At 68.3% G+C, this 26,222-nt stretch carries 29 protein-coding genes; 17 read left to right on the forward strand and 12 right to left on the reverse strand.

Annotation, left to right across the window (positions count from 1 at the left end):
- Positions 1-19: 19 nt before the first annotated feature.
- The 4 genes from clpC1 (at position 20) to A5650_RS06410 (ending at position 4,370) form a co-directional block, all read left to right on the forward strand.
- Complete coding sequence (gene clpC1, locus A5650_RS06395) at positions 20-2,563, forward strand: ATP-dependent protease ATP-binding subunit ClpC (protein ID WP_067287742.1); 2,544 nt, start codon at positions 20-22, stop codon at positions 2,561-2,563.
- 223 nt (positions 2,564-2,786) lie between these two features.
- Complete coding sequence (locus A5650_RS06400; protein ID WP_067085127.1) at positions 2,787-3,002, forward strand: CbtB domain-containing protein; 216 nt, start codon at positions 2,787-2,789, stop codon at positions 3,000-3,002.
- 22 nt (positions 3,003-3,024) lie between these two features.
- A complete protein-coding gene (locus tag A5650_RS06405; RefSeq protein WP_067287744.1) occupies positions 3,025-3,822 on the forward strand; it encodes a CbtA family protein in 798 nt (265 codons plus the stop codon).
- Positions 3,819-4,370, forward strand: coding sequence for a histidine phosphatase family protein (locus A5650_RS06410; protein ID WP_067287746.1), 552 nt, complete (start codon positions 3,819-3,821; stop codon positions 4,368-4,370). The genes A5650_RS06405 and A5650_RS06410 overlap by 4 nt, the downstream gene beginning before the upstream one ends.
- Here A5650_RS06410 and A5650_RS06415 read toward each other — a convergent pair whose 3' ends face one another.
- Together A5650_RS06415 and mhuD are read right to left on the reverse strand one after the other, a co-directional pair.
- Positions 4,371-5,732, reverse strand: coding sequence for a serine hydrolase (locus A5650_RS06415; RefSeq protein ID WP_231992553.1), 1,362 nt, complete (start codon positions 5,730-5,732; stop codon positions 4,371-4,373). It lies immediately after the preceding gene.
- Complete coding sequence (mhuD, locus tag A5650_RS06420) at positions 5,719-6,042, reverse strand: mycobilin-forming heme oxygenase MhuD (protein WP_067288442.1); 324 nt, start codon at positions 6,040-6,042, stop codon at positions 5,719-5,721. The genes A5650_RS06415 and mhuD overlap by 14 nt, the downstream gene beginning before the upstream one ends.
- 54 nt (positions 6,043-6,096) lie before the next feature.
- Here mhuD and A5650_RS06425 point away from each other — a divergent pair, with 54 nt between their 5' ends.
- The gene (locus tag A5650_RS06425; protein WP_067287749.1) at positions 6,097-6,882 is read left to right on the forward strand and encodes an alpha/beta fold hydrolase; all 786 of its coding nucleotides are present in this window, start codon (positions 6,097-6,099) and stop codon (positions 6,880-6,882) included.
- On the opposite strand, the gene A5650_RS06430 is transcribed toward A5650_RS06425, so the two are convergent.
- Positions 6,856-7,110 carry a hypothetical protein gene (locus A5650_RS06430; protein WP_067287751.1) on the reverse strand — a complete coding sequence of 85 codons (255 nt, stop codon included), beginning with the start codon at positions 7,108-7,110 and terminating at the stop codon, positions 6,856-6,858. The two genes, A5650_RS06425 and A5650_RS06430, sit on opposite strands and share 27 nt — an antisense overlap.
- Positions 7,111-7,181: 71 nt before the next feature.
- Between A5650_RS06430 and A5650_RS06435 the strand changes: the two genes are divergently transcribed.
- Positions 7,182-8,171, forward strand: a complete 990-nt coding sequence (locus tag A5650_RS06435) for a GlxA family transcriptional regulator (protein ID WP_067287753.1) — start codon at positions 7,182-7,184, stop codon at positions 8,169-8,171.
- 11 nt (positions 8,172-8,182) lie between these two features.
- Here A5650_RS06435 and A5650_RS06440 read toward each other — a convergent pair whose 3' ends face one another.
- Entirely contained in the window at positions 8,183-9,058 is an 876-nt protein-coding gene (locus tag A5650_RS06440; RefSeq protein ID WP_067287755.1) for an iron-sulfur binding domain-containing protein, read from the reverse strand.
- On the opposite strand from A5650_RS06440, the gene A5650_RS06445 reads away from it, so the two are divergent.
- The gene (locus A5650_RS06445) at positions 9,057-9,677 is read left to right on the forward strand and encodes a carbonic anhydrase (RefSeq protein ID WP_067287758.1); all 621 of its coding nucleotides are present in this window, start codon (positions 9,057-9,059) and stop codon (positions 9,675-9,677) included. The genes A5650_RS06440 and A5650_RS06445 overlap by 2 nt on opposite strands.
- Positions 9,678-9,736: 59 nt before the next feature.
- Positions 9,737-10,498, forward strand: coding sequence for a hypothetical protein (locus tag A5650_RS06450; protein ID WP_067287760.1), 762 nt, complete (start codon positions 9,737-9,739; stop codon positions 10,496-10,498).
- A gap of 14 nt (positions 10,499-10,512) precedes the next feature.
- Here the strand turns inward: A5650_RS06450 and disA are convergent, their stop codons facing one another.
- The 3 genes from disA to A5650_RS06465 all read right to left on the reverse strand — a co-directional run bounded on the left by disA (position 10,513) and on the right by A5650_RS06465 (position 13,690).
- Positions 10,513-11,631, reverse strand: coding sequence for a DNA integrity scanning diadenylate cyclase DisA (gene disA, locus A5650_RS06455; RefSeq protein WP_067287762.1), 1,119 nt, complete (start codon positions 11,629-11,631; stop codon positions 10,513-10,515).
- Between the two features lie 31 nt (positions 11,632-11,662).
- Positions 11,663-13,054: a DNA repair protein RadA gene (gene radA, locus A5650_RS06460; protein ID WP_067287765.1), complete on the reverse strand. Its 1,392-nt coding sequence runs from the start codon at positions 13,052-13,054 to the stop codon at positions 11,663-11,665.
- 66 nt (positions 13,055-13,120) lie between these two features.
- Positions 13,121-13,690, reverse strand: coding sequence for a copper chaperone PCu(A)C domain-containing protein (locus A5650_RS06465; RefSeq protein ID WP_067287768.1), 570 nt, complete (start codon positions 13,688-13,690; stop codon positions 13,121-13,123).
- 328 nt (positions 13,691-14,018) lie between these two features.
- On the opposite strand from A5650_RS06465, the gene carD reads away from it, so the two are divergent.
- The 4 genes from carD to rlmB are packed head-to-tail and all read left to right on the forward strand — an operon-like array spanning position 14,019 to position 17,389.
- The gene (gene carD, locus A5650_RS06470) at positions 14,019-14,507 is read left to right on the forward strand and encodes an RNA polymerase-binding transcription factor CarD (RefSeq protein ID WP_003888533.1); all 489 of its coding nucleotides are present in this window, start codon (positions 14,019-14,021) and stop codon (positions 14,505-14,507) included.
- Between the two features lie 5 nt (positions 14,508-14,512).
- A complete protein-coding gene (gene ispF / locus A5650_RS06475) occupies positions 14,513-14,992 on the forward strand; it encodes a 2-C-methyl-D-erythritol 2,4-cyclodiphosphate synthase (RefSeq protein WP_067287770.1) in 480 nt (159 codons plus the stop codon).
- Between the two features lie 51 nt (positions 14,993-15,043).
- Positions 15,044-16,444: a cysteine--tRNA ligase gene (gene cysS / locus A5650_RS06480; protein ID WP_067287772.1), complete on the forward strand. Its 1,401-nt coding sequence runs from the start codon at positions 15,044-15,046 to the stop codon at positions 16,442-16,444.
- Complete coding sequence (gene rlmB / locus A5650_RS06485) at positions 16,445-17,389, forward strand: 23S rRNA (guanosine(2251)-2'-O)-methyltransferase RlmB (protein ID WP_067287773.1); 945 nt, start codon at positions 16,445-16,447, stop codon at positions 17,387-17,389. It begins immediately after the preceding gene.
- Here rlmB and A5650_RS06490 read toward each other — a convergent pair.
- Together A5650_RS06490 and A5650_RS06495 are read right to left on the reverse strand one after the other, a co-directional pair.
- Complete coding sequence (locus A5650_RS06490; protein ID WP_067287774.1) at positions 17,386-18,624, reverse strand: SLC13 family permease; 1,239 nt, start codon at positions 18,622-18,624, stop codon at positions 17,386-17,388. The two genes, rlmB and A5650_RS06490, sit on opposite strands and share 4 nt — an antisense overlap.
- Positions 18,615-19,535 carry an MBL fold metallo-hydrolase gene (locus A5650_RS06495; RefSeq protein ID WP_067287776.1) on the reverse strand — a complete coding sequence of 307 codons (921 nt, stop codon included), beginning with the start codon at positions 19,533-19,535 and terminating at the stop codon, positions 18,615-18,617. Before A5650_RS06495 ends, A5650_RS06490 begins: the two co-directional genes overlap by 10 nt.
- 59 nt (positions 19,536-19,594) lie before the next feature.
- Between A5650_RS06495 and A5650_RS06500 the strand changes: the two genes are divergently transcribed.
- Positions 19,595-20,248 (forward strand): (2Fe-2S)-binding protein, encoded by a 654-nt coding sequence (locus A5650_RS06500; protein WP_067287784.1) that lies wholly within the window; start codon positions 19,595-19,597, stop codon positions 20,246-20,248.
- Here A5650_RS06500 and A5650_RS06505 read toward each other — a convergent pair.
- Together A5650_RS06505 and bluB are read right to left on the reverse strand one after the other, a co-directional pair.
- Positions 20,241-20,999: a LamB/YcsF family protein gene (locus tag A5650_RS06505; protein WP_067287792.1), complete on the reverse strand. Its 759-nt coding sequence runs from the start codon at positions 20,997-20,999 to the stop codon at positions 20,241-20,243. The two genes, A5650_RS06500 and A5650_RS06505, sit on opposite strands and share 8 nt — an antisense overlap.
- Positions 20,996-21,667 carry a 5,6-dimethylbenzimidazole synthase gene (gene bluB / locus A5650_RS06510; protein WP_067287794.1) on the reverse strand — a complete coding sequence of 224 codons (672 nt, stop codon included), beginning with the start codon at positions 21,665-21,667 and terminating at the stop codon, positions 20,996-20,998. Before bluB ends, A5650_RS06505 begins: the two co-directional genes overlap by 4 nt.
- Positions 21,668-21,733: 66 nt before the next feature.
- Here bluB and A5650_RS06515 point away from each other — a divergent pair, with 66 nt between their 5' ends.
- From A5650_RS06515 to A5650_RS06530, 4 genes are read left to right on the forward strand one after another with little or no spacing between them, the layout of a single operon-like run.
- Positions 21,734-22,687, forward strand: coding sequence for a metal ABC transporter solute-binding protein, Zn/Mn family (locus A5650_RS06515; RefSeq protein ID WP_067287796.1), 954 nt, complete (start codon positions 21,734-21,736; stop codon positions 22,685-22,687).
- A complete protein-coding gene (locus tag A5650_RS06520; RefSeq protein ID WP_231992554.1) occupies positions 22,674-23,465 on the forward strand; it encodes a metal ABC transporter ATP-binding protein in 792 nt (263 codons plus the stop codon). The genes A5650_RS06515 and A5650_RS06520 overlap by 14 nt, the downstream gene beginning before the upstream one ends.
- Positions 23,465-24,331 carry a metal ABC transporter permease gene (locus A5650_RS06525; RefSeq protein ID WP_067287801.1) on the forward strand — a complete coding sequence of 289 codons (867 nt, stop codon included), beginning with the start codon at positions 23,465-23,467 and terminating at the stop codon, positions 24,329-24,331. The genes A5650_RS06520 and A5650_RS06525 overlap by 1 nt, the downstream gene beginning before the upstream one ends.
- A gap of 32 nt (positions 24,332-24,363) precedes the next feature.
- Positions 24,364-25,464, forward strand: coding sequence for an Rv3575c family transcriptional regulator (locus tag A5650_RS06530; protein WP_067287803.1), 1,101 nt, complete (start codon positions 24,364-24,366; stop codon positions 25,462-25,464).
- A gap of 4 nt (positions 25,465-25,468) precedes the next feature.
- On the opposite strand, the gene otsB is transcribed toward A5650_RS06530, so the two are convergent.
- Positions 25,469-26,221, reverse strand: a complete 753-nt coding sequence (gene otsB, locus A5650_RS06535) for a trehalose-phosphatase (protein ID WP_067287806.1) — start codon at positions 26,219-26,221, stop codon at positions 25,469-25,471.
- Position 26,222: the final 1 nt, after the last annotated feature.

Here is a 26,222-nt window from a genome sequence, read left to right on the forward strand (position 1 = left end):
GGAGAGCAGGTAACCACCGATGTTTGAGAGATTCACCGACCGTGCCCGCAGGGTCGTCGTCCTGGCTCAGGAAGAGGCCCGGATGCTCAACCACAACTACATCGGCACCGAGCACATCCTGTTGGGACTCATTCACGAGGGTGAAGGCGTAGCGGCCAAGTCGCTGGAGTCGCTGGGCATCTCGCTCGAGGGCGTACGCAGCCAGGTCGAGGAGATCATCGGCCAGGGCCAGCAGGCGCCGTCGGGCCACATCCCGTTCACCCCGCGCGCCAAGAAGGTGCTGGAGCTCAGCCTCCGCGAGGCGCTGCAACTCGGTCACAACTACATCGGCACCGAGCACATCCTGCTCGGCCTCATCCGTGAGGGCGAGGGCGTCGCCGCCCAGGTGCTGGTCAAGCTGGGCGCCGAGCTGACCCGCGTGCGCCAGCAGGTCATCCAGCTGCTGTCGGGCTATCAGGGCAAGGAGACCGCGGAGGCCGGCACCGGCGGCCGCGGTGGTGAGGCCGGCAATCCGTCGACCTCGCTGGTGCTCGACCAGTTCGGCCGCAACCTGACCGCGGCCGCGATGGAGGGCAAGCTCGACCCGGTCATCGGCCGCGAAAAGGAAATCGAGCGGGTGATGCAGGTGCTGAGCCGGCGCACCAAGAACAACCCGGTGCTGATCGGCGAGCCCGGTGTCGGCAAGACCGCCGTCGTCGAGGGCCTCGCGCAGGCCATCGTGCACGGCGAGGTCCCGGAGACGCTCAAGGACAAGCAGCTCTACACCCTCGACCTCGGCTCGCTGGTGGCGGGCAGCCGGTATCGCGGTGACTTCGAAGAGCGGCTGAAGAAGGTGCTCAAGGAGATCAACACCCGCGGCGACATCATCCTGTTCATCGACGAGCTGCACACGCTCGTGGGTGCGGGTGCCGCCGAGGGCGCGATCGACGCCGCGTCGATCTTGAAGCCGAAGCTGGCTCGCGGCGAGTTGCAGACCATCGGCGCGACCACACTCGACGAGTACCGCAAGTACATCGAGAAGGACGCCGCCCTCGAGCGCCGGTTCCAGCCGGTCCAGGTCGGCGAGCCCACCGTCGAGCACACCATCGAGATCCTGAAGGGGCTGCGCGACCGGTACGAGGCGCACCACCGCGTCTCGATCACCGATTCGGCGATGGTCGCGGCGGCCACCCTGGCCGACCGCTACATCAACGACCGGTTCCTGCCGGACAAGGCGATCGACCTGATCGACGAGGCCGGCGCCCGGATGCGGATCCGGCGCATGACCGCACCGCCAGACCTGCGCGAGTTCGACGAGAAGATCGCCGACGCCCGCCGGGAGAAGGAGTCCGCGATCGACGCGCAGGACTTCGAGAAGGCGGCAAGCCTGCGCGATAAGGAGAAGCAACTCGTCGCACAGCGCGCCGAACGCGAGAAGCAGTGGCGCTCAGGTGATCTCGACGTCGTGGCCGAGGTCGACGACGAACAGATCGCCGAGGTGCTCGGCAACTGGACCGGCATCCCCGTGTTCAAGCTGACCGAGGAGGAGACGACTCGGCTGCTGCGCATGGAGGAGGAGCTGCACAAGCGGATCATCGGCCAGGAGGACGCCGTCAAGGCCGTCTCGAAGGCGATCCGGCGTACCCGCGCCGGCCTGAAGGATCCGAAGCGACCGTCCGGTTCGTTCATCTTCGCCGGCCCGTCCGGTGTCGGTAAGACGGAGCTGTCCAAGGCGCTGGCCAACTTCCTGTTCGGCGACGACGACGCGCTCATCCAGATCGACATGGGCGAGTTCCACGACCGCTTTACCGCCTCGCGGCTGTTCGGTGCCCCTCCGGGCTACGTCGGCTACGAGGAGGGCGGCCAGCTCACCGAGAAGGTGCGGCGCAAGCCGTTCTCGGTCGTGCTGTTCGACGAGATCGAGAAGGCGCACCAGGAGATCTACAACAGCCTGTTGCAGGTTCTCGAGGACGGCCGCCTGACCGACGGTCAGGGACGCACGGTCGACTTCAAGAACACCGTGCTGATCTTCACGTCGAACCTGGGCACGTCCGACATCTCCAAGGCGGTCGGGCTGGGCTTCTCCCCGGGTGGCGGTGAGAACAACTACGAGCGGATGAAGCAGAAGGTTAACGACGAGCTGAAGAAGCACTTCAGGCCGGAGTTCCTCAACCGCATCGACGACATCATCGTCTTCCACCAGCTGACCCGCGACGAGATCATCCGGATGGTCGATTTGATGATCGGCCGGGTGTCCAACCAGCTGAAGGCCAAGGATATGACGTTGGAGCTGACGGACAAGGCGAAGGCGCTGCTGGCCAAGCGCGGTTTCGACCCCGTGCTCGGCGCGCGGCCGCTGCGGCGCACCATCCAGCGTGAGATCGAGGACCAGCTGTCGGAGAAGATCCTGTTCGAGGAGATCGGTCCCGGACAGCTCGTCACGGTCGACGTCGACAATTGGGACGGCGAAAGCGCCGGGGAGGACGCGGTGTTCACGTTCAAGGGCACCAAGAAACCGGCACCGGTGGCCGAACCGGATCTGGCTCAGGCCGGTGCGGCGGGCGCGGCAGGCGCGGCCGAATAGCGCCGGCATCACGTTCACGAGAACGGGCGGTACCCAATCGGGTACCGCCCGTTTTCCGTCTCGCCCAGCCACCGCTGGACCGAGTGGATAGGATGTGCGATGTTATCGGCGGGCGGAGGAATCTGGTGAGAATCCAGAACGGTCGCGCCACTGTGTCAAGTCAGACCCGACGCTCGCCGTCGCCTGTTGAATCGGGACGCGAAATCCCGGAAAGGACACCGACATGACCTCACCCGAGGCCCGTAAGAGCCTTGCGCCCGCGCTGGACTTTTCCGCAGCCAAGGCGGTGATGTGGTTGGCGTTGACCGCGTTCTTCGCCCTCCTCGCCCTCTACTTCGTCGGGCTGGATCAGGGTGCGACATCGGTGTTCGGCAACAGCACGGTCGTGCACGAGTTCGTTCACGACGCACGCCATCTGCTCGGCTTCCCCTGCCACTGATCCGCGGGGGACCGGCAACACAATGGAAAAGCAGATCATCGGGCGCGGCCTTGTGGCCGGCGCCCTGGCTGGAGTATTCGCGTTCGTCTTTGCCCGCATCTTCGTCGAACCGGTCATCGAGCGGGCGATCGGTTACGAGGAGAGCGTCGGAGCCGCGCACGAGGCGATGGAGGGCGCCGCACACGCCGGTCACCACCATGACGGTGTCGAGGGCTTCACCCGCGGCGTCCAGATGAACGTCGGCATGGGGTTCGGCGTGCTGGCATTCAGCATCGCGATCGCGGCGCTGTTCAGCGTGGTGTTCGCGGTGACCTACGGGCGCATCGGCAACGTCTCGGCGCGCCTGCTGTCGGTCTACGTGGCGGCGGGAATGTTGTTGAGCCTCTACGTCGTTCCCGCGCTGAAGTACCCGGCGAGCCCACCCGCGGTGAGCTTGGACGAGACGATCCGCCAGCGCACGCTGCTGTATCTGCTGCTGGTCGCGCTGTCGGCGGCCCTGCTGGTGGGGGCGGTGTATCTCGGCCGGCGGTTGGTCGAGCGCCTGGGAGCGTGGAACGCGACCTTGGTGGCCGCCGGGTCTTACATCACTGCGATCGCGGCCGTGATCCTGATCCTGCCGACCATCGATGAGACACCGGGCCCGCTGACCGACAGTGCGGGGAACATCGTCTACGAAGGCTTCCCGGCCGACGATCTTTACGAGTTCCGGCTGTTCTCGCTGGGAACGCAGCTCGTCATGTACGCAACGATCGCGCTGGTGTTCGGTGCGATGGTCTCGCGCCTGCTCGACGAGAAGCGGCGGGAGAGCATCGCTGCGTGAGTGAGGTCGTCCGGCTGACGTTCGTGTCGCACGCGCTGACCGATGCGATGTCGGCCGGACGATTCCCCACCGACGAGCCGTTGAACTCCGTCGGCCACGGGCAGGTCGACACGTCCATCGACCTCGGGGCCGTCGACGCGGCGGTGTGCGGTCCCGAGAAGCGCACCAGGCAGACCGCCGAACTCCTCGGCCTACAGGCCGATGTGGACGCACGGCTGGCCGATCTGGACTACGGCAGGTGGCGCGGTGACGTGCTGGGCGGGGTCCAGCCCGCCGACCTGGCGATCTGGTTGACCGATCCCGCGCAGGCGCCGCACGGCGGCGAGTCGGTGGTCGACCTGGTCGACCGGGTCCGCGACTGGATGGACTCGGTGGCCAATCGCCGCAGTCGACTCGTCGCGGTGACGCATCCGGCGGTGATCCGTGCCGCAATCTTGATCGCGCTCGACGCGCCGCCGAAGTCGTTCTGGCGCATCGATGTTGCGCCGGTGAGCCGAACGGTCATGCACTTCCGTGGCCACGCGTGGACGCTCAGGTCGAACCGCTGACTAGCGGATCGGCACCAGGTCGAACGCCTGCCGCACGATCGACAACAGCCATCCCGCGGCGGTGGGGCTGCGATACCGGGGCCAGTTCAACTGGAAACTGACCACCCACGGCTGGCCCGTGTGGTCCACGGCGTACCAGCTGAAAGTGAGGTCGCCGGGCAGGTTTCCGCCCTTGGCGCCGATGTAACCCCACTTCGACCGGTCGAGGTCGATGCCGGGGATCGCGGCGAGGATGTCCTTGACCGGCGCGGCTTCACCCACCGCGGCCTTCTGCAGCGCGATGTGCACGCGGCAGATGTCGCTTGCGCTGCCGTACCATTCGGCCCCGTATTTCGACGCCGGCGAGTGCGTCCGTTCCGGATCCGGTTCGTAGGGGCGGGAATTCGTCTGCCGGAGCAGTTGCGCGCGGCCTTGAGGGCCACCCTTCTCGACCGCCAGCCGCCACTGCTCGCGCAGGTCAGGCCGTCCCCATCCGACCGAGAAAAGCTCGTGCATGGTCGGGAACGGCGTCATGCTGCCCGGGTCGTGGTGGCCTGCCAAGACCAGTGCCCGCTCGACCCCTTGCGTGCCCACGCGTTCGATGAGGAGATCGGTTGCCATGTTGTCGCTGGCCGAGATCATCTGCTGCGCAGCGGTTCTCACCGAAACTCGGGACCCGGGAGGCAATTCTTCGAGGCCTGCGGATCCGACCGCCTTGGCCCGTTTCGTGATGGTCAGCGGATCGGTCCATTTCAGCGTGCCCGCTTTCACCGCCTCCGCGACGGCGAGCAGCACGTAGAGCTTGAAGATCGACGCCAACGGCAAGGACATCTCGGTGTTGGTGCCGGCAACCACATCGCATCTCGAGTCGTCCACCTGCGCCACCTGATACGAGTAGCGGGCCCCGGACTTCGTCAGCTCGGCGTCGACGTCCGACCAGTCGTCGATGTCGGGCGGCCGCAGGGACACGTCGAACCGGTCGACCATGCCCGCGTCGTTGGTGCGCAGATCGATCTCCTGAGCGACGCCGTACGACGTCAGCACCCCGACCTCGGCCTGTCCGGCGCGGATCTCCACGTCGGTCACGGTGAACGGACGGTCCCACCAGATCCGGTCGAGCTTCGCCGTGATCTCGTCGACCTTCTCGGGCACGGCCATCGTCCGGACTCCGACCGGGCCGATCGGCCAGTCGGAGTTGAGCATGTCCAGCGTCTGCTTCGCCCGCAGCCCCTGGGGCGTGTTGATCTCGATGGGCGTGCCGTAAGCGGCGTCGGCAGCCGGCGGCTCCATCCTGGAGCAACCGGCGAGGCCGACGACCAGCGACGCGACGACCGTCAGCCCGAGCGCCCGGCGAGCGTTCAGCCTGGGCCTACTTGCCGGCACCCGCAACGTCGAGGACGACCTCGAACTCGAGCAGCGACGCACCGGTGGCCACCGGGTTGGCCTGCTGGCCTTTGTGGGCTTCGATGGCCGGGCCGGTCGCCCAGGCCTGGAAGGCCTCCTCGGACTCCCACTGCGTCACCACGAAGTAGCGGTTCTCACCCTTGATGGGCCGCAGCAGCTGAAAGCCGAGGAAGCCCGGCTGGTTGTCGACGGCATGCGCCCGGTGTGCGAACCGCTTCTCCAGTTCAGGACCGGCGTCGGGCGGGACCTCGATCGCGTTGATCTTCACCACGGGATTCTTGCTGGGCATGCGCATCAGGCTACCGAACGCACCGCGGCGCACCGGAGGCACGATGATGTCGGGATGCAGTCCGCAGGGGGCGGCGGAGCCCCACTCACACACCGCGGCGGCCGGGGCAGGCCGCTCGTCCTGGTGCACGGCCTGATGGGGCGGGGCAGCACGTGGTCGCGCCAGCTGCCGTGGCTGACCCGGCATGGCGAGGTCTACACGTACGACGCGCCGTGGCACCGCGGCCGCGACGCCGACGACGCCCGGCCCATCAGCACCGAGCGGTTCGTCGAGGACCTGGGCGACGCGGTGGCGACGCTCGGGCAGCCCGCGGTCATGATCGGACACTCGATGGGCGGACTGCATTCGTGGTGCCTGGCCGCGACGCGACCAGACCTCGTTGAGGCGTTGGTGGTCGAGGACATGGCGCCGGACTTCCGCGGCCGCACCACCGGGCCGTGGGAACCGTGGCTTCATGCGCTTCCTGTCGAATTCGATTCCGCCGAGCGCGTTTACGACGAGTTCGGCCCGGTAGCGGGTCAGTACTTTCTCGAGGCGTTCGACCGCACGGAAGTCGGCTGGCGGCTGCATGGGCTGCCGGAAGTCTGGATCGAGATCGCCGCCGAATGGGGCACCCGGAACTACTGGCGCGAGTGGGAGGCCGTCGGAGTGCCTGCGCTGCTGCTCGAGGCGGGCAATTCGGTCACCCCGCCGGGACAGATGGCCCGAATGGCCGAGGCCCGGCCGAACACCACCTATCTGCGGGTGCCCGATGCCGGCCACCTCATCCACGACGACGCACCACAGGCCTATCGGGGGGCGGTCGAGGCGTTCCTAACGACGCTCCCCGACCGCACCTGAGGACGGCCAGGTGGGCTGCCGCTCGAAGCGGGTGCGAACCGCATCGAGGTCGTGCTCGATGCGCCACATGTCGCGGTCGCTGTCGAACACGCGACCGGCCATCGGCGCGGCCATGCGGAACTGGTCACGGTGCAGCCGGAGGTCCCCGAGCCGGTGTGCGGACCAGGCCAGGGCGGATGCCACCAACAGCGGAGAAGCCAGGATCAGGAGTAGCAGCACAGTGGTCATGGCAGTAATCATTCGCGGAACAAAATCCGGCCAACAGTGGCAGTAATGACACGATGAGATAAAATGCTGCCATGTCTATCAAGAGCGTATCGACGCTCGTCCTGGACGATCTGGCGATCTTCGAGTTCGGCGTGATCTGCGAGGTCTTCGGCATCGACCGCTCCGGCGACGGCGTGCCCAACTTCGACTTCAAGGTCTGCGGTCCGGTCCCGGGTAAGCCACTTCGGACATCGGTCGGCGCGACCCTGACGCCCGACCACGGCCTCGACGACCTCATCGGCGCCGACCTGGTCGCGATCCCGGCGATCGGCGGATCGGAGTATCTGCCCGAGGCGCTGGCCGCGGTGCGTGCCGCCGCCGAGTCGGGGTCGATCATCCTCACGGTGTGCTCCGGCGCGTTCGTCGCGGGCGCCGCGGGCCTCCTCGACGGCAGGCCGTGCACGACGCATTGGATGCACGCCGACGAACTCGCTCGTAAGTATCCGACGGCGAAGGTCGACCGCAACGTGCTGTTCGTCGACGACGGAAACCTGATCACCAGCGCGGGTACCGCGGCGGGCATCGACGCGTGCCTGCACCTGGTGCGACGCGAACTCGGTAGCGAGGTGACGAACAAAATCGCGCGACGCATGGTCGTGCCACCCCAACGGGACGGCGGTCAGCGCCAGTACATCGACCAGCCGATCCCGACGCGTTGTTCGGAACGCTTTGCGCCGCATCTCGATTGGATCCTCACCAACCTCGACAAGCCGCACACCGTGGCGACGCTCGCCGCCCGCGCGCATATGTCGGCGCGCACCTTCGCGCGCCGGTTCGTCGAGGAGACCGGTCGCACGCCCATGCAGTGGGTGACCGATCAGCGTGTGCTCTACGCCCGCACGCTGCTGGAGGAGACCGACCTCGACGTCGACCGGATCGCCGAGCGCAGCGGCTTCGGCACGGCGACGCTGTTACGGCATCACTTCCGCAGGGTCATCGGAGTGACACCCTCGGACTACAGGCGCCGGTTCTCGTGCAGCGCAGAGGAATCCGAGCCCGGCTCCGAGATGGCATCGGCCTGAACGTTTTGCGCTCAGCCGCCTTCACCGGCCAGCGCGAACCGGCCGTCGGCGGTCTGCTCGATGAGTCCGTCGACAAGAAGCGAGTCCAGCGCACGGTCACGTTGTGCCGTGTCCGTCAACCACGCGATGTCCAGCTGCGCTCTCGTGACGGGGGATTCGTTGTCGCGCAGCACGTCCAGCAGCCTGCCGCGGACCTGTCGGTCGGTGCCCGCATAACGCTGGACACGCCGTGCCGGCGAGTCCGACGCGGGGAATCCCCGCGACCGCCACGCGCACGTGCTCAGCGGGCACAGCCCGCAGCGCGGGGCGCGTGCGGTGCACACCGTCGCCCCCAACTCCATCAGCGCGATCGAAAATGTCGGCGCCAGTTCGTCTTCGGGAAGCAGTGCCTCGACATCGGCGAGGTCACGCGGCGACGAAGAGGCTGCGGCGTCGGCCCTCCCGTGCACCACGCGGGCGACCACCCGCCGGACATTCGTGTCTACCACCGGAACACGATCGCGGTAGGCGAAGCAGGCGATGGCTCGCGCGGTGTAGGCGCCGACCCCCGGCAGGGTCAGCAGCGTCTCGACGTCGGAGGGGACAACGTCGTCGTAGCGCTCGGCGATCACCGTCGCGCACTCGTGTAACCGCTTGGCACGGCGTGGATAGCCGAGCTTGCCCCAGGCCCGCAGGACGTCTGCGGCACTGGCCGCCGCGGTCGCCGACGGCGTGGGCCAGCGTTGAACCCACGCCCGCCAGACCGGCTCGACCCGCGCAACCGGCGTCTGCTGCAGCATGAATTCGCTGACCAGTATCTGCCACGGCGTGACCTCCGGCCGACGCCACGGAAGATCTCGCTGCTCGCGCGCATACCAATCGACCAACTGGGGCACAATGTCCGTCATGCCGAACACCAGCCCAGTGACCGCGTGGAAAGCACTCAAAGAGGGTAACGAGCGCTTCGTCGCCGGTAAGCCCGTGCATCCCAGCCAGGGTGTCGAACACCGCGCCAGCCTTGCCGGCTCCCAGAGGCCGACCGCGGTGGTGTTCGGCTGCGGCGACAGCCGCGTGGCAGCCGAGATCATCTTCGACCAGGGGCTCGGCGACATGTTCGTGGTCCGTACCGCGGGGCATGTGATCGATTCGGCGGTGCTGGGGTCCATCGAGTACGCGGTCGCGGTGCTCAACGTGCCGTTGGTCGTGGTGCTCGGCCACGACAGCTGTGGTGCGGTGAAGGCGACGTTGAGCGCGCTCGACGAGGGTCAGGTGCCTGGCGGCTACGTGCGCGACATCGTCGAACGCGTGATGCCGTCGATCCTTCTGGGCCGCCGAGACGGCCTGTCCCGCGTCGACGAGTTCGAGGCCCGCCATGTCAGCGAGACCGGCGCTCAACTGCTGGCCCGTTCGACAACCGTGTCGGAACGGGTGGCGTCCGGGGACCTGGCGATCGTCGGCGTCACCTATCACCTCGCCGACGGTCAGGTGGTTTTGCGGGACCATCTCGGGGATATCGGCGAAGGCTGAGGTGCGACACGCCGGGCGACCTCGACCGATAAGGCATGACCTGGCCTTACCGTGAAGTTGTGCTGGATCTGGAACCGCATGGCCCGCTACCGACGCAGATTTACTGGCGTCGCAGGGCACTAGCGCTGGGCATAGCGGTCCTCGTGATCGGCGTGATTGCGGCCATCGTGGTCGTGGTCGTGAAGAACACCGGGGGCACCGACACGAAGGGCGCCGAGGCGCCCGCCCCGACGGCGGCAGGCGCCCCGACGCCGCTGCCGGGGGAGAACCCCGAGGTGAAGACGCCCGTGCAGCCGCCGGCGCAGAACGCACCGGCTCCCACGCCGACGCCCACGGCCGCCGTCGCACCGCCCCCTGTCCTCAACGAGGGCGACGACTGCCCCGACTCGACGCTGGCGGTCAAGGGCATCACGAACCAACCGCAGTACGTCGTCGGCGAGCAGCCGAAGTTCACGATGGTCGTCACGAACATCGGGCTCGTCGGCTGCAAGCGCGACGTCGGCGCCGCGGTGCTGGCCGCCTACGTCTACTCGCTGGACAACGCCCGGCTGTGGTCCAACCTCGACTGTGCGCCCTCAAACGAGACGCTGGTCAAGACGTTCCAGCCGGGTGAGCAGGTGACGACCGAGGTCACCTGGACGGGTATGGGTTCTGCGCCCGGCTGCCCGCTGCCGCGTCAGCCGATCGGTCCGGGCACCTACAACCTGGTCGTGCAGCTCGGCAATCTCAGGTCGGCCACGGTGCCGTTCATCCTCGCCGCGCCGCAGTCCCCGGACCATGGCGGTGGCCAGGCCCCGCCGCCGGGGCCCGTGCCGAACTGAGGTTCGGCGCGGCCCTAGGCCAGCCGGTCGGCGATCGTCGACTCGGCCAGTTGGGACAGACCCTCCCTGATGTGACGCGCCCACATCGAGCCGATGCCCTCGACCGACTGCAGGTCGCCCGCGCTGGCCGCCAGCAGGCCCTGTAGCGAGCCGAACGAACGCACCAGCAGGTCGACGTGCGCGAACTGCAGGCGCGGGATGCCGGCCATCGCCCGATAACCCCGCGAGCTCATCGCCGAATCCTGCGCCTCGATCGTCGACGGATAGCCGAAGACGCGCGCCAGCGTGGTGAAGTCCAGTAGCTCGCTGTCGGAGAGCCCGTCGAGTTCCTCGAGCGTGGCGCTCACTTGCGCGGCCGACGGCGGGTCGGGGTTCGCGTGGTAGTCGCGCACGATGAGCTCGCGAGCGGTCTCGTTGTCACCGACGAGCTCGTCGAGCTGGAGCTTGAGCTGGCGGCCATCGGTGCCGAGTTCGACCACATAGGAATCGATTTCGAGGCTGATCCGGCGCACCATCTCGAGCCGCTGCACGACGGTCATGACGTCGCGCAGCGTGACGAAGTCCTCGATCTCGGCCGTCGACAGCTGCCTGCTGACCTCGTCCAGGCGGGTCTTGTAGCGCTCGAGCGTGTCGATCGTCTGGTTCGCACGCGACAGGATGGTCGCCGAATCGGGGATGACATGTCGCTCGCCTGCGACGTACACCGTCACGATGCTCATCGAGTGGCTGACCGAGATCACCGGGTAGCCGGTCTGGATCGCCGCGCGTTCGGCGGAGCGGTGCCGGGTTCCAGACTCCTCGGTCGGGATCGACGGATCGGGCACCAGCTGGACGTTGGCGCGCAGGATGTGGGCGCCGTCGCTGGAGAGCACCACGGCGCCGTCCATCTTCGACAGCTCGCGCAGGCGCGTCGGCGCATATCGGACGTCGAGGGAGAAGCCGCCGTCGCAGATGGCCTCGACGCTCTCGTCGTAGCCGATGACGATCAGTGCGCCGGTCCGGCCGCGCAGGATGCGTTCCAGGCCGTCACGCAGCGCGGTCCCCGGCGCCAACCGGGCGATCGTCTCGCGCATGGTGGGCCGCGCCAACGGCACCACGGTCCGCCCCGATCGTCCACCCGACTTCACGGCCATCGCCCCTCCCTAGGATCGGCCGTCATTGGTTCTATCTTTGCTGATCTTTGCTGATGTCGCGCAAAACCCGCAATGCCGAGCCGATGTCGTGGGCCGTGATCGCCCGCAAGCCGGCCGGTACCGACGTCACGCCGGGCGGCACCACCGCCGAGGTGAAGCCGAGCCGGGCCGCCTCGGCCAGCCGGCGGTCCATCCCGGTGACGCGGCGCAGATCGCCGGCCAGGCCCACTTCGCCGATGGCGACTGCGGCGGCCGGCATCGGCAGGTTCATCTTCGACGATGCGATGGCGACCGCGACCGCGAGATCCGCCGACGGATCGGTCAGCCGCATCCCGCCCACTGTCGACAGGTAGATGTCGTGCGCTCCGACCGACATGCCTGCATGCCTGTCGAGCACCGCGGTGATCATCGCGGCGCGCGACGAGTCGATTCCGCTCACTGCCCGGCGTGCGTTTCCGTTCGCAGGCGCCCCGATGAGTGCCTGCACCTCGCCGATCAACGGACGCTTGCCGTCGAGGGTGACCGTGATCGCCGTGCCCGCAACGGGTTCGGGCCGCTGGTCGCGGAACAGGCCGGACGGGTCGGCCACTCCCTCGATCCCGTTGTCGTGCAACAGGAAACAGCCCACCTCGTCCGCCGCGCCGAACCGGTTCTTGATACCGCGGACCATTCGCAGCGACGACGCGCGGTCACCTTCGAAGTGCAGCACGACGTCGACGAGGTGCTCGAGCGAGCGCGGGCCTGCGATCGCGCCGTCCTTGGTGACGTGACCGACGAGGATCATCGCGGCGCCGGATGTCTTGGCGGCCATGGTCAGTGCGGTGGTGATCGCCCGCACCTGGGTGACGCCGCCGGTGACGCCGTCGGCCTCGGTGGTCGACATGGTCTGGACGGAGTCGACCACCACCAGGCTCGGCTGCACTGCGTCGATGTGTCCGAGCGCGGTGGCCAGGTCCGACTCCGCGGCCAGATACACCTCGTCATGCGTGCAGCGGGTACGTTCCGCCCGCATCCGGATCTGCCCCGCGGACTCCTCGCCCGAGAGGTACAGCGCGCGTTTACCGGAGGAGGCCCATCGGTGCGCGACCTCCAGCAGAAGCGTCGACTTGCCGACGCCCGGGTCGCCGGCGAGCAGCGTGACCGATCCGGGAACCAGTCCGCCGCCGAGCACCCGGTCCAGTTCCGCGACGCCGGTGTGGAAGTGGCGGGTGCGGCCCGGGTCGATCGAGCTGATCGGTACGGCCGCGGAGGACGGGGCGACCGAGCGTTGCGTGCCGGAACCGGCCACTGCGGACAGGACGGCTACCTCGTCGACGGTGCCCCAGGTGCCGCACTCCGGGCAACGGCCCACCCATTTGAGCGTGATGTGGTGGCACTCCGAGCATCGGTACTGCGAGCGCGCCTTGGCGCCACCTTTGGCCACGCTGTGACGGTAGCCGTCAGCGCCGACAGAAACTCAGTGCCAAGCCTTCGTGTCGCCGGTTTGGGCTCAGTGACCGCCGCCGCTGTGGCTGCCCGCTTCTACCGCTCCGCCGCGCCGCGGCGACTCACCGGCCGAGATCGGCACCCGCACGGTGGTTTCGCCGGCCTTCTCGAACTTGAACGTGAAGTCGTACGTCAGGCCGTTGGTGATCGGCTTGGACAGAGCCACTTTCGCCTCGGCGGCCTCGGCGGCCTCGACGCTCTCAAGCGGGGTGATCTGCCCGTCCGGGGCGCCGACGGTGAGCATGCCGCCCGCCGGCACGGTGGTGTCGCCGGTCAGCGACACGGTGCCGACGTCGGACGTGATGGACTCCAGCTTGTCGGCCTGATCGGGCGAGTTGTTGGCCGCCACGAAGATCAGCTCGACGTCTTTGCCCGGCCGGACGAAGTCGGTCACCTGTTCGGCGCGTATGTGCGCATTGCGCAACGCGATCTCGCCGACGTTCGCGCTCGTGCCGTTGACCGCCGGCTCCTGTGTGGCCATCTGCGAGACCTGCCCGGAACCGCAGCCGACGAGCCCCCCGCCGACGACAAAGGCGGCGGCCAGCCCGCAGGCGGCCAGTTTGAAGCGGTCCACTCTTGCCTCCTGCTCGGCCGTCGAGGCGACCGATCCGATCGGTCGCGGGATTCGACTATGCAGAGTAGTAGGTGCGTGCTGGCGGCGGTAGCTGAGGTCCGGCGAGCCGCCAGGAACGCCCCGGCAGCTACCGCGGAAGTGCCACCACCCCTTGAGTAACGGCCCACGCCAGCTACCCCGTCGGCATCTCCCGGGTACCCGAGCCATGCACGTATTCGCTGACGTGTCAACCCCCAGTGTTCACCCGAGGTGCCCCTGACCTGCACCGTTGGTCCACCCCCGTCTGGGCACCGTGCTAACATTGGAGTGTGAAAGGGGCTCGAAACTGATGATTTTCAAGGTCGGAGACACCGTTGTTTATCCCCACCACGGTGCTGCGTTAATCGAGGCGATCGAAACCCGGACCATCAAAGGCGAGCAGAAGGAATACCTCGTCTTGAAGGTCGCCCAGGGTGACCTCACGGTTCGAGTGCCCGCCGAGAACGCAGAGTATGTCGGGGTGCGCGACGTCGTCGGACAGGAGGGCCTGGACAAGGTTTTCCAAGTGCTCCGCGCCCCCCATACCGAGGAACCGACCAACTGGTCGCGGCGGTACAAGGCCAATCTCGAAAAGCTGGCCTCGGGTGACGTGAACAAGGTCGCCGAGGTTGTCCGCGACTTGTGGCGACGCGATCAAGAGCGTGGCCTGTCGGCGGGTGAGAAGCGGATGCTGGCCAAGGCGCGGCAGATTCTGGTGGGCGAGCTCGCTCTCGCCGAGAACACCGATGACGAGAAGGCCGCGACCATCCTCGACGAGGCACTGGCCGCCGCTTCCTGAAGCCGATGACGAGCCTGCCCAGGGTCGGGCTCGGCACCGACGTACACCCCATCCAGGCGGGACGGCCCTGCTGGCTGCTGTGTCTGCGCTTCGACGGGGTCGACGGATGCGCTGGCCACTCCGATGGTGATGTGGCGGCGCACGCGCTGTGCGATGCGCTGCTCTCCGCGGCCGGTCTCGGAGATCTCGGCGAGGTCTTCGGAACCGATCGCGACGAGTGGCGCGACGCCAGCGGTGCGGACATGCTCCGGCATGTCTGCGGGCTCGTTTCAGGGCGGGGCTTCCGGGTTGTCAACGCCGCCGTCCAGGTGATCGGCAACCGGCCGAAGGTCGGTCCGCGCCGCGGCGAGGCCCAGAAGATCCTCACCGAGTTGCTCGACGCTCCCGTGTCGGTCAGCGCGACGACCACCGATGGCCTTGGTCTGACCGGTCGCGGCGAGGGTCTCGCGGCGATCGCGACCGCGTTGGTGGTCGAGCGCGATTAGGCCTGTAAGCTGGCGCTTCGTGAATGGGGCGAAGAATCGGACGGTCGGAGCGTGACCGATCTGCGACTGCACGACACCATGACCGGTGCTGTGCGCGATTTCGTTCCCGTGCGCCCGGGTCACGCCTCGGTTTATCTCTGCGGCGCCACCGTTCAGGGTCTGCCGCACATCGGTCATGTGCGCAGCGGAGTCGCATTCGACGTGCTTCGCCGCTGGCTGATGGCCAAGGGCTACGACGTCGCGTTCATCCGCAACGTCACCGACATCGACGACAAGATCCTCGACAAGGCCGCCGACGCCGGCAGGCCCTGGTGGGAGTGGGCCGCCACCTACGAACGCGCCTTCTCCGCCGCGTATGACGCGCTCGGGGTCCTCCCGCCGTCGGCCGAGCCGCGCGCGACCGGACACATCACCCAGATGGTCGAGCTGATCGAGCGGCTGATCGAGCGGGGCAGCGCCTACGTGGGTAACGGTGACGTCTACTTCGACGTTCTCAGCCTGCCGGCTTACGGGAAGCTGTCCGGCCACAAGATCGACGACGTGCATCAGGGCGAAGGTGCCGCCAAGGGCAAGCGCGACGAGCGCGACTTCACCCTGTGGAAGGGCGCCAAACCCGGCGAACCTTCGTGGCCGACGCCGTGGGGCCGCGGACGGCCGGGCTGGCACACCGAATGCGTCGCAATGTGCGAGGCGTATCTCGGCGCTGAGTTCGACATCCACGCCGGTGGAATGGATCTGGTGTTCCCGCATCACGAGAACGAGATCGCTCAGGCCGAGGCGGCCGGCGACACGTTCGCACGGTACTGGCTGCACAACGGCTGGGTGACCATGGGCGGCGAGAAGATGAGCAAGTCGCTGGGCAATGTGCTCGCGATTCCCGCTGTGCTGCAACGTGTCCGGGCGGCGGAGTTGCGGTACTACCTCGGCAGTGCGCACTACCGATCGATGCTGGAGTTCTCCGAGACGGCGCTGCAGGACGCCGCGAAGGCCTATACCGGCATCGAGGACTTCCTACATCGCGTCCGCCACCGCGTCGGCGCCGTCGTGCCCGGCGAGTGGACGCCGAAATTCGCCGCGGCCCTTGATGACGATCTCTCGGTGCCGATCGCGCTGGCCGAGGTGCACGCCGCCAGGGCCGAGGGTAACCGCGCGCTGGACGCCGGCGACCACGAAACCGCCTTGACCCAGGCGATGTCGATCCGCGCGATGATGGGGATCCTCGGCGCCGATCCGCTCGACGAGCGTTGGGAGTCCAAGGACGAGACCTCGGCGGCGCTGGCCGCCGTCGACGTGCTGGTGCGGGCGGAGGTCGAGCGGCGCGAGGATGCGCGTGCGCGACGCGACTGGGCCGAGGCCGACGCGATCCGGGACCGCCTGAAGGAGGCCGGAATCGAGGTCACCGACACCGCCGACGGTCCGCAGTGGACGCTGCTCGACGGGCACACCAAATAGATGGCCGGCAATTCGAAGCGCAGGGGCGCGGTCCGCAAACCGGGCACCAAGAAGGGGCCGACGGTCGGCTCGGGCGGTGTGCGCCGCCGCGGGCTCGAGGGCCGCGGCGCCACCCCTCCCGCGCACATGCGTCCCAACCACCCGGCGGCCAAGCGCGCGGCGAAGGCCGCCAAATCGCAGGCGCGCCGGCAGACCAAGAAGACCGACGACACCGAGATCGTTCTCGGACGCAATCCCGTCCTGGAATGCCTGCGCGCGCAAGTGCCCGCGACGGCGCTCTACGTCGCGCTGGGGGCAGAGGCCGACGAGCGGCTGACCGAGTCGGTGCAGATCGCCGCCGACGCGGGCATCTCGATTCTCGAGGTGCCGCGCCACGACCTCGACCGCATCGCCGCCAACGGGCTGCATCAGGGTGTGGCGCTGCAGATTCCGCCCTATCAGTACGCCCACCCGGACGACCTGCTCTCGGCGGTGACCGCGGACGGCTCCTCGGCCCTACTGGTCGCGCTGGACAACATCTCCGATCCCCGCAACCTCGGTGCGATCGTGCGCTCGGTCGCCGCGTTCGGAGGCCACGGCGTCCTCATCCCGCAGCGCCGGTCGGCCTCGGTGACAGCGGTCGCGTGGCGCACCAGCGCGGGCGCAGCGGCGCGGCTGCCGGTGGCCAGGGCCACGAACCTGACTCGCACGCTGAAGAGTTGGGCCGACGCGGGCCTGCAGATCGTCGGGTTGGACGCCTACGGGGACACCACGGTCGACGAGCTGGACGGCTCCGGACCGATGGTTGTGGTGGTCGGCTCCGAGGGCAAGGGACTTTCCCGGCTGGTCCGCGAGACCTGCGACGCGGTGGTGTCCATTCCGATGGCGGGGCCGACCGAGTCGTTGAACGCGTCGGTGGCCGCGGGCGTCGTGCTCGCCGAGATCGCCCGCCAGCGCAGGAGCTAGAGCCCGGACACCCGCAGTCCCAGCCACAGGCCGGTAACCGCCACAACCAATGTGGCCGGAACCGTGCACAGCCCGACCCGACTGAATTCGGTTGCGTTTGTTGTCATCTCGCGGCGCACGACACTGCGCCACAGCAGGTTGGCCAGCGAACCGACGTAGGTCAGGTTCGGCCCGACGTTCACCCCGATCAGCACCGCCAACACCGCGCCCGGCCCGGTCGCCGACACCAGCGGCAGCAGCACCAGAACCGCTGGCAGGTTGTTCACAATGTTCGACAGCACCGCCGCGACGGCAGCGATGCCCAGTAGGGCGAGCAGGCTCTGACCGTCGGGCAGCAGGCCACGCATCGCGGTGTCGAGACCGTTGACCATCACGGCGTCGACCACCACGCCCAGGCACAGCACGAACACCAGGAACGGCACGTCCGCGGCGGCGGCGAGACGGGTCACGGTCGTATGGCCTCGCGCCAGGCTCCGCCCGCCGAGCACCAGCACTCCGCCCAGCGCCGCCCAGGCCGGCGAGAATCCGAGCATCGATGCGACAACGAAACCGCCCAGGGTCAACCCCAACACGACAAGCGGGAACACCGGTACGTGCACGGTCTCCTGCATCACCGGCTCAGGCGTGACCGACAGATCATGACGGAAAAGCCAACGCAGCAGCGCGAATTCGACGACGATCGCGGCCAGCCACGGCAGCGCCATGAGCCCCGCGAAGCCGAGGAACGAGACACCCGCCGCGGTGAACGCCAGAAGGTTGGTCAGATTCGATACCGGTAACAGCAGCGACGCGCTGTTGGCCAGGTGCGCTGTCGCATAGGCGTGTGGCCTGGCCGGCACCGACAGGATTCGGGCCGTCGCCAGCACCACCGGTGTCAGCAGAACCACGGTCGCATCCAGGCTCAAGATCGCGGTCGTCGCCGAAGCGATCACGAACACCCCTGTGAGTAAACGACTCTGGCTGCCGTCGGCGGCACGCGCCATCGCCGCGCCCGCTGCGCGGAACACCCCTTCGTCCGCGCACAGCCGCGCCAGCACCAGCACCATCGCCAGAAAGCCGACCACAGGCAACAGTCGCCCAACCTCATCCGCCGCCTCACGCGGCGACACCACGTCGGCCGCGATCAGCAGCATCGCCACCGGCACGGCGACGACCGCCTCCGGCCACCTGTGCGGGCGGGCCACCGCGAAGACCAGCACCACCGCCAGCGCAGCCGCGGACGCAATCAGCTCCATGGGTCGGCGGGTTGCCACAGCGTGGGCAGGTGCAGAGCGACACCGTCGTCGCCGGCCAGCCGCGACAGCACCCGCATCGAAACGTCGAGATCGTCTGCGGCGTAGGGGAGCGCGCGCAGCGGCTCGTGGAGCGGACGGAAGAAGTCATCCCAGTGGATGAGCACCACGCGGCGAGCTCCGACGGTGCGCACGGTCTCGCGCCAGTAGTCCTCCAGGTAGCGCTCCGGTTGCAATCCGAGCTGGCCGACCCCGAGGTACACGACGTCGGCTTGCTGGCCGGCCAGCGCGCCGGGGGCGAATCCCGCGCTGCCGACGATCAGCAGACTTTCACCCGACGGCCGGTGATGCACCAGCGTCGACCACGCCTCACCGCACCGGTATGCCGACACCTTGACCGGCGGCACGACCGGGCTGGTGATCACACCCGGAAACCGGTCGGGCGGACAGTGATTCCCCTCGAAGAGCGTGACGTCGTAGGAACCGAGCGCGACGGGCACGCCAGGGCGGGCGACCACCAGGCGGTCCTCCGGCAGGCGATGGCCGCGGCCGACCTGGGCGGCCGACCGCCCGCCGACGATGCGCGCGCCCGTGCGTTCAGCCACCACCGCGCTGTCCATCGCGTGGTCGTAATGAGTGTGCACGGGCAGGACGGCTTGCAGCCGGTCGATTCGGAGGCGGGCGAGGCACCCGTCGATGCGCGGCTCCGATGGCGACAGCCGCCGCAGCCCGACCTGGCGCAGGCTGGGCCGGGAGAAGAAGCCATCGGTCAAGATCGCCGATTCGCCGTCGTCGATGTGCAGTGTGGTGACGCCCGCCCAGGTGACCGTGACCGGGGCGCCGGCTGTCGCCGGCGGTGCGTCGAAGTAGCGCTCGTAATCCGTCAGATCCGGGCGGCCGAGCTTGAGACGCATGGCGCCAAGCTTAGGTGCGGCCGCGGCGGGGCAGTTCTGCTCCGATACTTTGTGACCCGGTGAGGATCGACGGCGAGCTGGACGACATCGCCCGCTACGGCGGGTTCTTCGCCATCTCCCACGGATCCGCCGGCCCCGGTTGGCGGCCGGTCAGCGATTGTTACGCCGACGGCTATCAGGACCTCATCGACACGACGGCGGCCCGCTACCGCACACGAGACAGGCGCGTCGCCGCGTCTATGGTCCAGATGAGCCACGCGTCGCGGTTGTGGTCGCCGGTGCTCGCCTGCGCCCTCGCGCACGGCGTGGTGCCCGAACTCGTAGGACTGCAACGGGCAAACGGCAGTGCGGAGCTGAGATTGGCTGTGCCGGCGGGTATCCGGGTGACAGGGGATCTCCCGGCTGCGCTGTACCGCACCGTGGTGCAGGACCACCTCGAGGTGTTGGCCGAAGGGCTGCGGGTCAAGGTCGCGACCGGACTGCTGTACGGCAACATCGCGTCGGCGTTGGTGGCCGCGACCCGAGCGCTTTACTCGGTGCGGCCCGAACTTCGCGATGAGGCGACGCGCCTGGCGCGGGAGTTGCTGCAGACCGGCAGGCTGGCCGGGACCGGGAGTGTCAAGCACAACTTGGCTTTTCGCCGCAACAGCTGCTGCCTCTACTACCGGATCGCCGACGGCGCGAAATGCGCGGACTGCGCGCTGCTCACGTGAACGGGTTGATGTCGACGCCCTCGTGCTGCAGCCGGTCCCGCACCACCGTGGCGATCTGCACGGCCCCCGGCGAATCACCGTGCACACAGATCGAATCGACGGTGATCGGGATGGTCGAGCCGTCGACCGCGTCGACCCGGCCCGACAACACCATCGACGCGATCCGGTCGGCGATCACGTCGGTGTCGTGCAGGACGGCGCCGCGCTGGCGACGGTCCACCAGCCGGCCGTCCGGCCGATACGCCCGGTCGGCGAACGCCTCCGGCACGATGCGCAGTCCGAGTTCTTCGGCCTCGCGGAAGAATGCCGATCCCGCCAGCCCGAGCACGGGAAGGCCGGGATCGACGGCGTGCACGGCTTCGGCGACGGCGCGGGCCTGATCGGTGTTGGTCACGATCGCGAAGTACAGCGCCCCATGGGGTTTGACGTATCTGACGTCGGTCCCGGCCGCGTGGGCCACCGCCTGGAGCGCGCCGATCTGGTAGATGACGTCGGCCTTGAGATCCTCTGGCGTCGCGTCGATGAACCGCCTTCCGAAGCCGGCGAGGTCGCGATAGCTCACCTGCGCTCCGATCCTCACGTCACGTTCGGCGGCGGCCCGACACGTCCGCAACAGCAGCGCCGGGTCGCCTGCGTGGAAGCCGCACGCTACGTTGGCGCTCGTCACGATGTCGAGCATGGCCTCGTCGTCACCCAGGCGCCACACCCCGAAACCCTCGCCGAGGTCGGCATTCACATCGATGGTTCTCACGACGGCAGCCCCGCTGAAGTGGTATCGGGCCAACGGTTTTCGGCGACGAATTCGGTGAGTGGCCGACCGATCGTCCATTCGTCGATCTCCAGCTGGGGGCGATCCGGGAAGTCGGGCACCGGGCCGAGGCACAGAATCGCAACGGGCTCGGCCCCGTCCGGCATGTGCAGCAATTCCGCGAGCCTTCCGGGTTCGAATATCGACACCCACCCCATGCCCAGGCCCTCGGCACGCGCGGCGAGCCAGAGGTTCTGTATCGCGCAGGAGACCGACGCCAGGTCCATGTGCGGGAGTGTGCGGCGTCCGAACACATGCTGCTGGCGACCGTCGCCGAGTGCGACGACGAGAAGTTCGGCGCAGTCGGATATTCCTTCGACCTTGAGCGCCAGGAATTCCTCGCCGCGTGGCCCCAACGCCTCGGCGGTGCGCACGCGTTCGTCGTCGACGAGATCGCGGATGCGTCGCCGCAACTCACCGTCGGTGATCCGAATGAACCGCCAAGGTTGCATCAGCCCGACGCTCGGCGCTGCGTGTGCGGCCTGCAGCAGCCGGGCGAGCACGTCCTCGGGCACCACCGCGCCGGACACGAACCGGCGCATGTCGCGGCGCTCGGCGATCACCCGGTACACCGCGCGGCGTTCCTCGACGTCGAACGCGTGCTGGTTCACGCGGCCAGCTTAGGCGTCCGGGGTCGGCCGAACGCGGTGGCGGCACGGTCGAGTCAGCAGGCATTAATGGAAACGGTTATCGTTATCGCTGTGAAGCCACCCCGGATCGCCCGCACGATCGTCGCCGGTCTGGTGCTTGTCGCGCCCATCGGCGTCGCGGCATGCGCCGGCGATGAGGATCGGTCCCAGGAGACCAGCGGCGATCCGTGTCCCGTGCGGCCGGTCGACGTCGTCGTCAGCGTGGACCAGTGGGGCGGCATCGTCTCCCAGCTGGGCGGCGCCTGCGCGAACGTCGACACCGTGCTGGCCGGCTCGTCGGTCGACCCCCACGACTTCGAACCCGCACCCTCGGATGCCGCCAAGTTCGAGGGCGTTCAACTGGTGGTCCTCAACGGGGGGCACTACGACGAGTGGGCGGCCAAGCTCGCCGCCAGCACCGCGCCGGATGCGCCGGTCGTGTCGGCGCTCGGTGCCGAGCGGGGGGGTGACGTGAACCCGCATGCCTGGTACGACCCGGCAGCGGTGACCGCGCTCGCGGACGCGGTCACCGCGCGACTGCGTCAACTGGCACCGGAGGCGGCGGGGTACTTCGACGACCGTCGTGACGTGCTCGCGAGAAACCTCGAGCCGTACCATGAGCTCATCGATTCCCTGAAGGCCAAAGCGTCCGGCAAGAGCTACGCGGCGACCGAGACCTCGTTCGACGACATGGGCGCGGCGCTCGGTCTGGCCGACCGCACCCCGCGCGGCTATCAGATCGCATCCTCCAACGATTCCGAACCGTCGCCCGCCGACCTCGACACGTTCCTTCGACTGCTGGCCGATCGTGGCGTGGACGTCCTGATCTACAACGTGCAGACTGAAGGCGCTGTGCCGCAACAGCTTCGGGCGGCAGCTGATCAATCGGGGGTCCCGGTGGTCGAGATCACCGAAACCCTGCCGCCGGATGCCGATTCGTTCGAGAGCTGGCAGGTGAACCAGTTGGTCGCGCTCGGCGAGGCCCTCGGTGTCGGAACCTGACGTGTCACCCGGCGCCGAACAGGCGGCGCTGACTTTCGAAGACGTCAGCGCGGCCCGCGGCGGCCGGTTGATCTGGTCGGAGGCGACGTTCGAGGTGCCCGCCGGCGGCATCGTCGCGGTCATCGGATCCAACGGCGCCGGCAAGACGACGTTGCTGCAGATCGTGCTCGGGCTCGTTCCACCGGCATCCGGACATGTCCGCGTCTTCGGCGAGCCGGCCGGTGCGCTGAACAAGTCGATCGGTTACGTGCCGCAGAACTACGCGTCGGCCTCGGGTGAGGCGATCCGTGCGCGCGATGCGGTGATGCTTGGCCTCATCGGACACCGGTGGGGCTTTCGTTGGCCGAGCCGCGAGGACAACGAGCGCGTGGACCGGGTGCTCACCGCCGTCGACGCGACGGCGGTGGCGGACAAGCGGCTGTCACAACTGTCCGGTGGTCAGCGCCAGCGGGTCGCGCTGGCCGAGGCGCTGGTCTCCAAACCGCGCATGCTGATTCTCGACGAGCCACTCGCCGCGCTCGATCTGCGCAGCCAGCGCGAGATCGTCGCCGTGCTCGACCGGATCAGGAAGGAGTTCGGGGTGACGATCCTCGTCGTCGCGCACGACCTCAACCCGCTACTGGGCGTACTGACCAGCGCCATCTATCTGCTCGACGGGCACGCGCACTTCGACGCCTTCGACGGTGTCGTCGACGAGGAACTGCTGAGCCACCTCTACGGCACCCGGGTCGAAGTCGTGCACACACCGCAGGGCGAGCTGTACATGCGGAGGACGTGATGAACACGAGCATCGTCGCGCTTGGCTACCAGGAGAACTGGTTTCAGATCATGACGTCCGCATTCATGCGCAACGCCTTGATCGGCGGCACGATCGTCGCGCTCGCAGCCGGGCTCATCGGCTACTTCGTCGTCGTGCGCAATACGGCGTTCGCCGCGCACGCGCTCGCCCACATCGGGCTGCCGGGGGCGACCGGCGCGGTGCTGGTCGGCGTCCCCGTCGGGGTCGGGCTGGGGGTGTTCTGCATCGGCGGGGCCCTGGTGATCGGTGCGCTGGGCCGCCGGGCGGCCGACCGCGAAGTGGCCACGGGAACCGTCCTGGCGATGGCGACCGGACTCGGGCTGTTCTTCAATTCGATGGCGACCAAGAGTTCGAGCACGATGACCAACGTGCTGTTCGGCAACCTCCTCGCGATCTCCCGCCAGCAGATCACGATGTTCGCGGTGCTGCTCGCGGTGCTGGCGCTCTGCATCGCGGTGATCTATCGGCCGCTGCTGTTCACCTCGGTCAACGCGCAGGTGGCCGACGCGAAGGGAGTGCCGGTGCGCGCCCTGTCGGTGGCGTTCATGGCGCTGCTCGGGCTGGCGGTGACGATGGCGGTGCAGGCGGTCGGAACGCTGCTGCTGTTCGCGCTGGTGGTCACCCCGGCGGCCGCGGCGATCATGCTGACCCCGCGACCAGGTAGCGCGATCGCCTTGTCCACCGGGTTCAGCCTGGCCGCGGTGTGGGCGGGTCTCGGGCTGTCGGCGATGTTCAACGCGCCGCCCAGCTTCGTCATCGTCACGGTCGCGTGCAGCGTCTGGGCCGTGGTGTGGGCCGGGCAGCGAGGCCTGAGGCAAACCGCCGATCGGGTGCTGGTCACCTAGGCTTCAGGCGCGGTCGGCTACCCTCACGGAGCATGCCGAGGAGTCCCACGCCGCGACGGCGTGCCACGCTGGCTTCTCTGGCCGCCGAGCTGAAGGTCTCGCGCACCACGATCTCCAATGCCTACAACCGCCCGGACCAGTTGTCGGCGGAACTTCGCGAGCAGGTTCTCGCCACCGCCAAGCGGCTGGGCTACCCCGGGCCGGACCCGGTGGCGCGCTCATTGCGGACCCGCAGGGCCGGCGCGGTCGGACTGATGATCACCGAACCGCTCAACTACTCGTTCAGCGATCCGGCCGCGCTGGACTTCGTCGCGGGCCTGGCCGAATCGTGTGAAGAGGCCGGGCAGGGGCTGCTGCTCGTGGCGATCGGACCCAAGCGCAGCGTCAGCGACGGCACCGGGGCGATCCTCGCCGCCGGGGTCGACGGTTTCGCGGTCTACTCGGCCTCCGACGACGATCCGTATCTGGCGATCGTCCAGCAGCGGCACCTCCCGATGGTGGTGGTCGACCAGCCCAAGGACGTGCCGGGTGCCTCGCGGGTGTGCATCGACGACCGCGGTGCCATGCGCCGGCTCGCCGAACACGTTGTGCAACTGGGCCATCGGGAGATCGGCGTGCTGACGATGAGGCTGGGGCGCGAGCGGCCGGAGGGTGGGCCCGGGCCGACGGTCGCCGATCCCGAACGGCTGCAGACCCCGCACTTTCACGTGCAACGCGAACGCATCGCAGGGGTGCGCGATGCGATGAGCGCGGCCGGGCTCGACCCGGAATCGCTGACCGTGGTGGAGAGCTACGAGCACCTGCCCACCTCGGGCGGGGAGGCCGCCGAGGTCGCCTTGGCCGCCAACCCCCGGCTGACCGCTTTGATGTGCACGGCGGACGTGCTGGCGCTCTCGGCGATGGATTACTTACGGGCACACGGCATTTACGTGCCCGGGCAGATGACGGTCACCGGCTTCGACGGAGTGCCCGAGGCGTTGCGGCGCGGCCTGGCCACCGTCATTCAACCGAGCATCGAGAAGGGACGGCGGGCGGGACGGCTGCTGCACCATCCGCCGCGATCGGGTTTGCCGGTGGTAGAAGTACTCGACACCGAGGTGGTCCGGGGCCGCACGGCGGGTCCGCCCGCCTAGATCGTCAGCCGCCGGGATTGCAACGCGCGTCGAAGAGGTACTTCAACGCCGTCGCAACGTCTTCCGGTGTTTCGACCCGGTAGGTCGCCAGTGTCTCTCCGGGGCCGACCTTCACGCCGACGTCGTCGCCGCTGAGCCGCCGGAAGGCCTTCTCATCGGTGACGTCATCGCCGAAAAACACCACGGCCGTGGCGTTTTCCTGTGATCGCAGGATGTCGATCGCCTCACCCTTGTCCGTCTGGATCACCGCGAACTCCAACACCGCCTTGCCCTCGGTGAGCTGCGCGTCCCAATTCGTCGACGCGTCGCGCGCCTCGGTGAGCGCGGCCTCGCCGTCACCGGCTGAGGCGTTGCGCACGTGCAGGGCGACACTGGCCGGTTTGGTCTCGACGGTCACACCCGGCTTGCCGTTCGCGATCTCGTCGAGTTCGGCGGTGATCCGTTGCAGCTGAGCGTCGTCGACCTCATGGGCGAAGCCGGAGTCGAACTCGGCGCCGTGGCTGCCGACCAAGTGCACCGACAGCGGCATTCCCGACAACTCGCGAAGCACGTCGAGCGCACGCCCGGAGATCAGTGCGGAGGCGGTGTCCGGGAGATCGGCGAGCGCGATTAGTGCGTCGGCAGCCTCGGCGAGTGGCCGCGCGTCGGCCGGGTTGCTGACGATCGGCGCCAGCGTGCCATCGAAATCAGAGGTGATCAGCAGCCGTGGCGTCGCGGCGGCCGCGGTGAGCGCGCGCTGCAGATCCGCAGGAAGCACG

The organism is Mycobacterium sp. 1164985.4 (assembly GCF_001668575.1).
Classification (GTDB): domain Bacteria; phylum Actinomycetota; class Actinomycetes; order Mycobacteriales; family Mycobacteriaceae; genus Mycobacterium.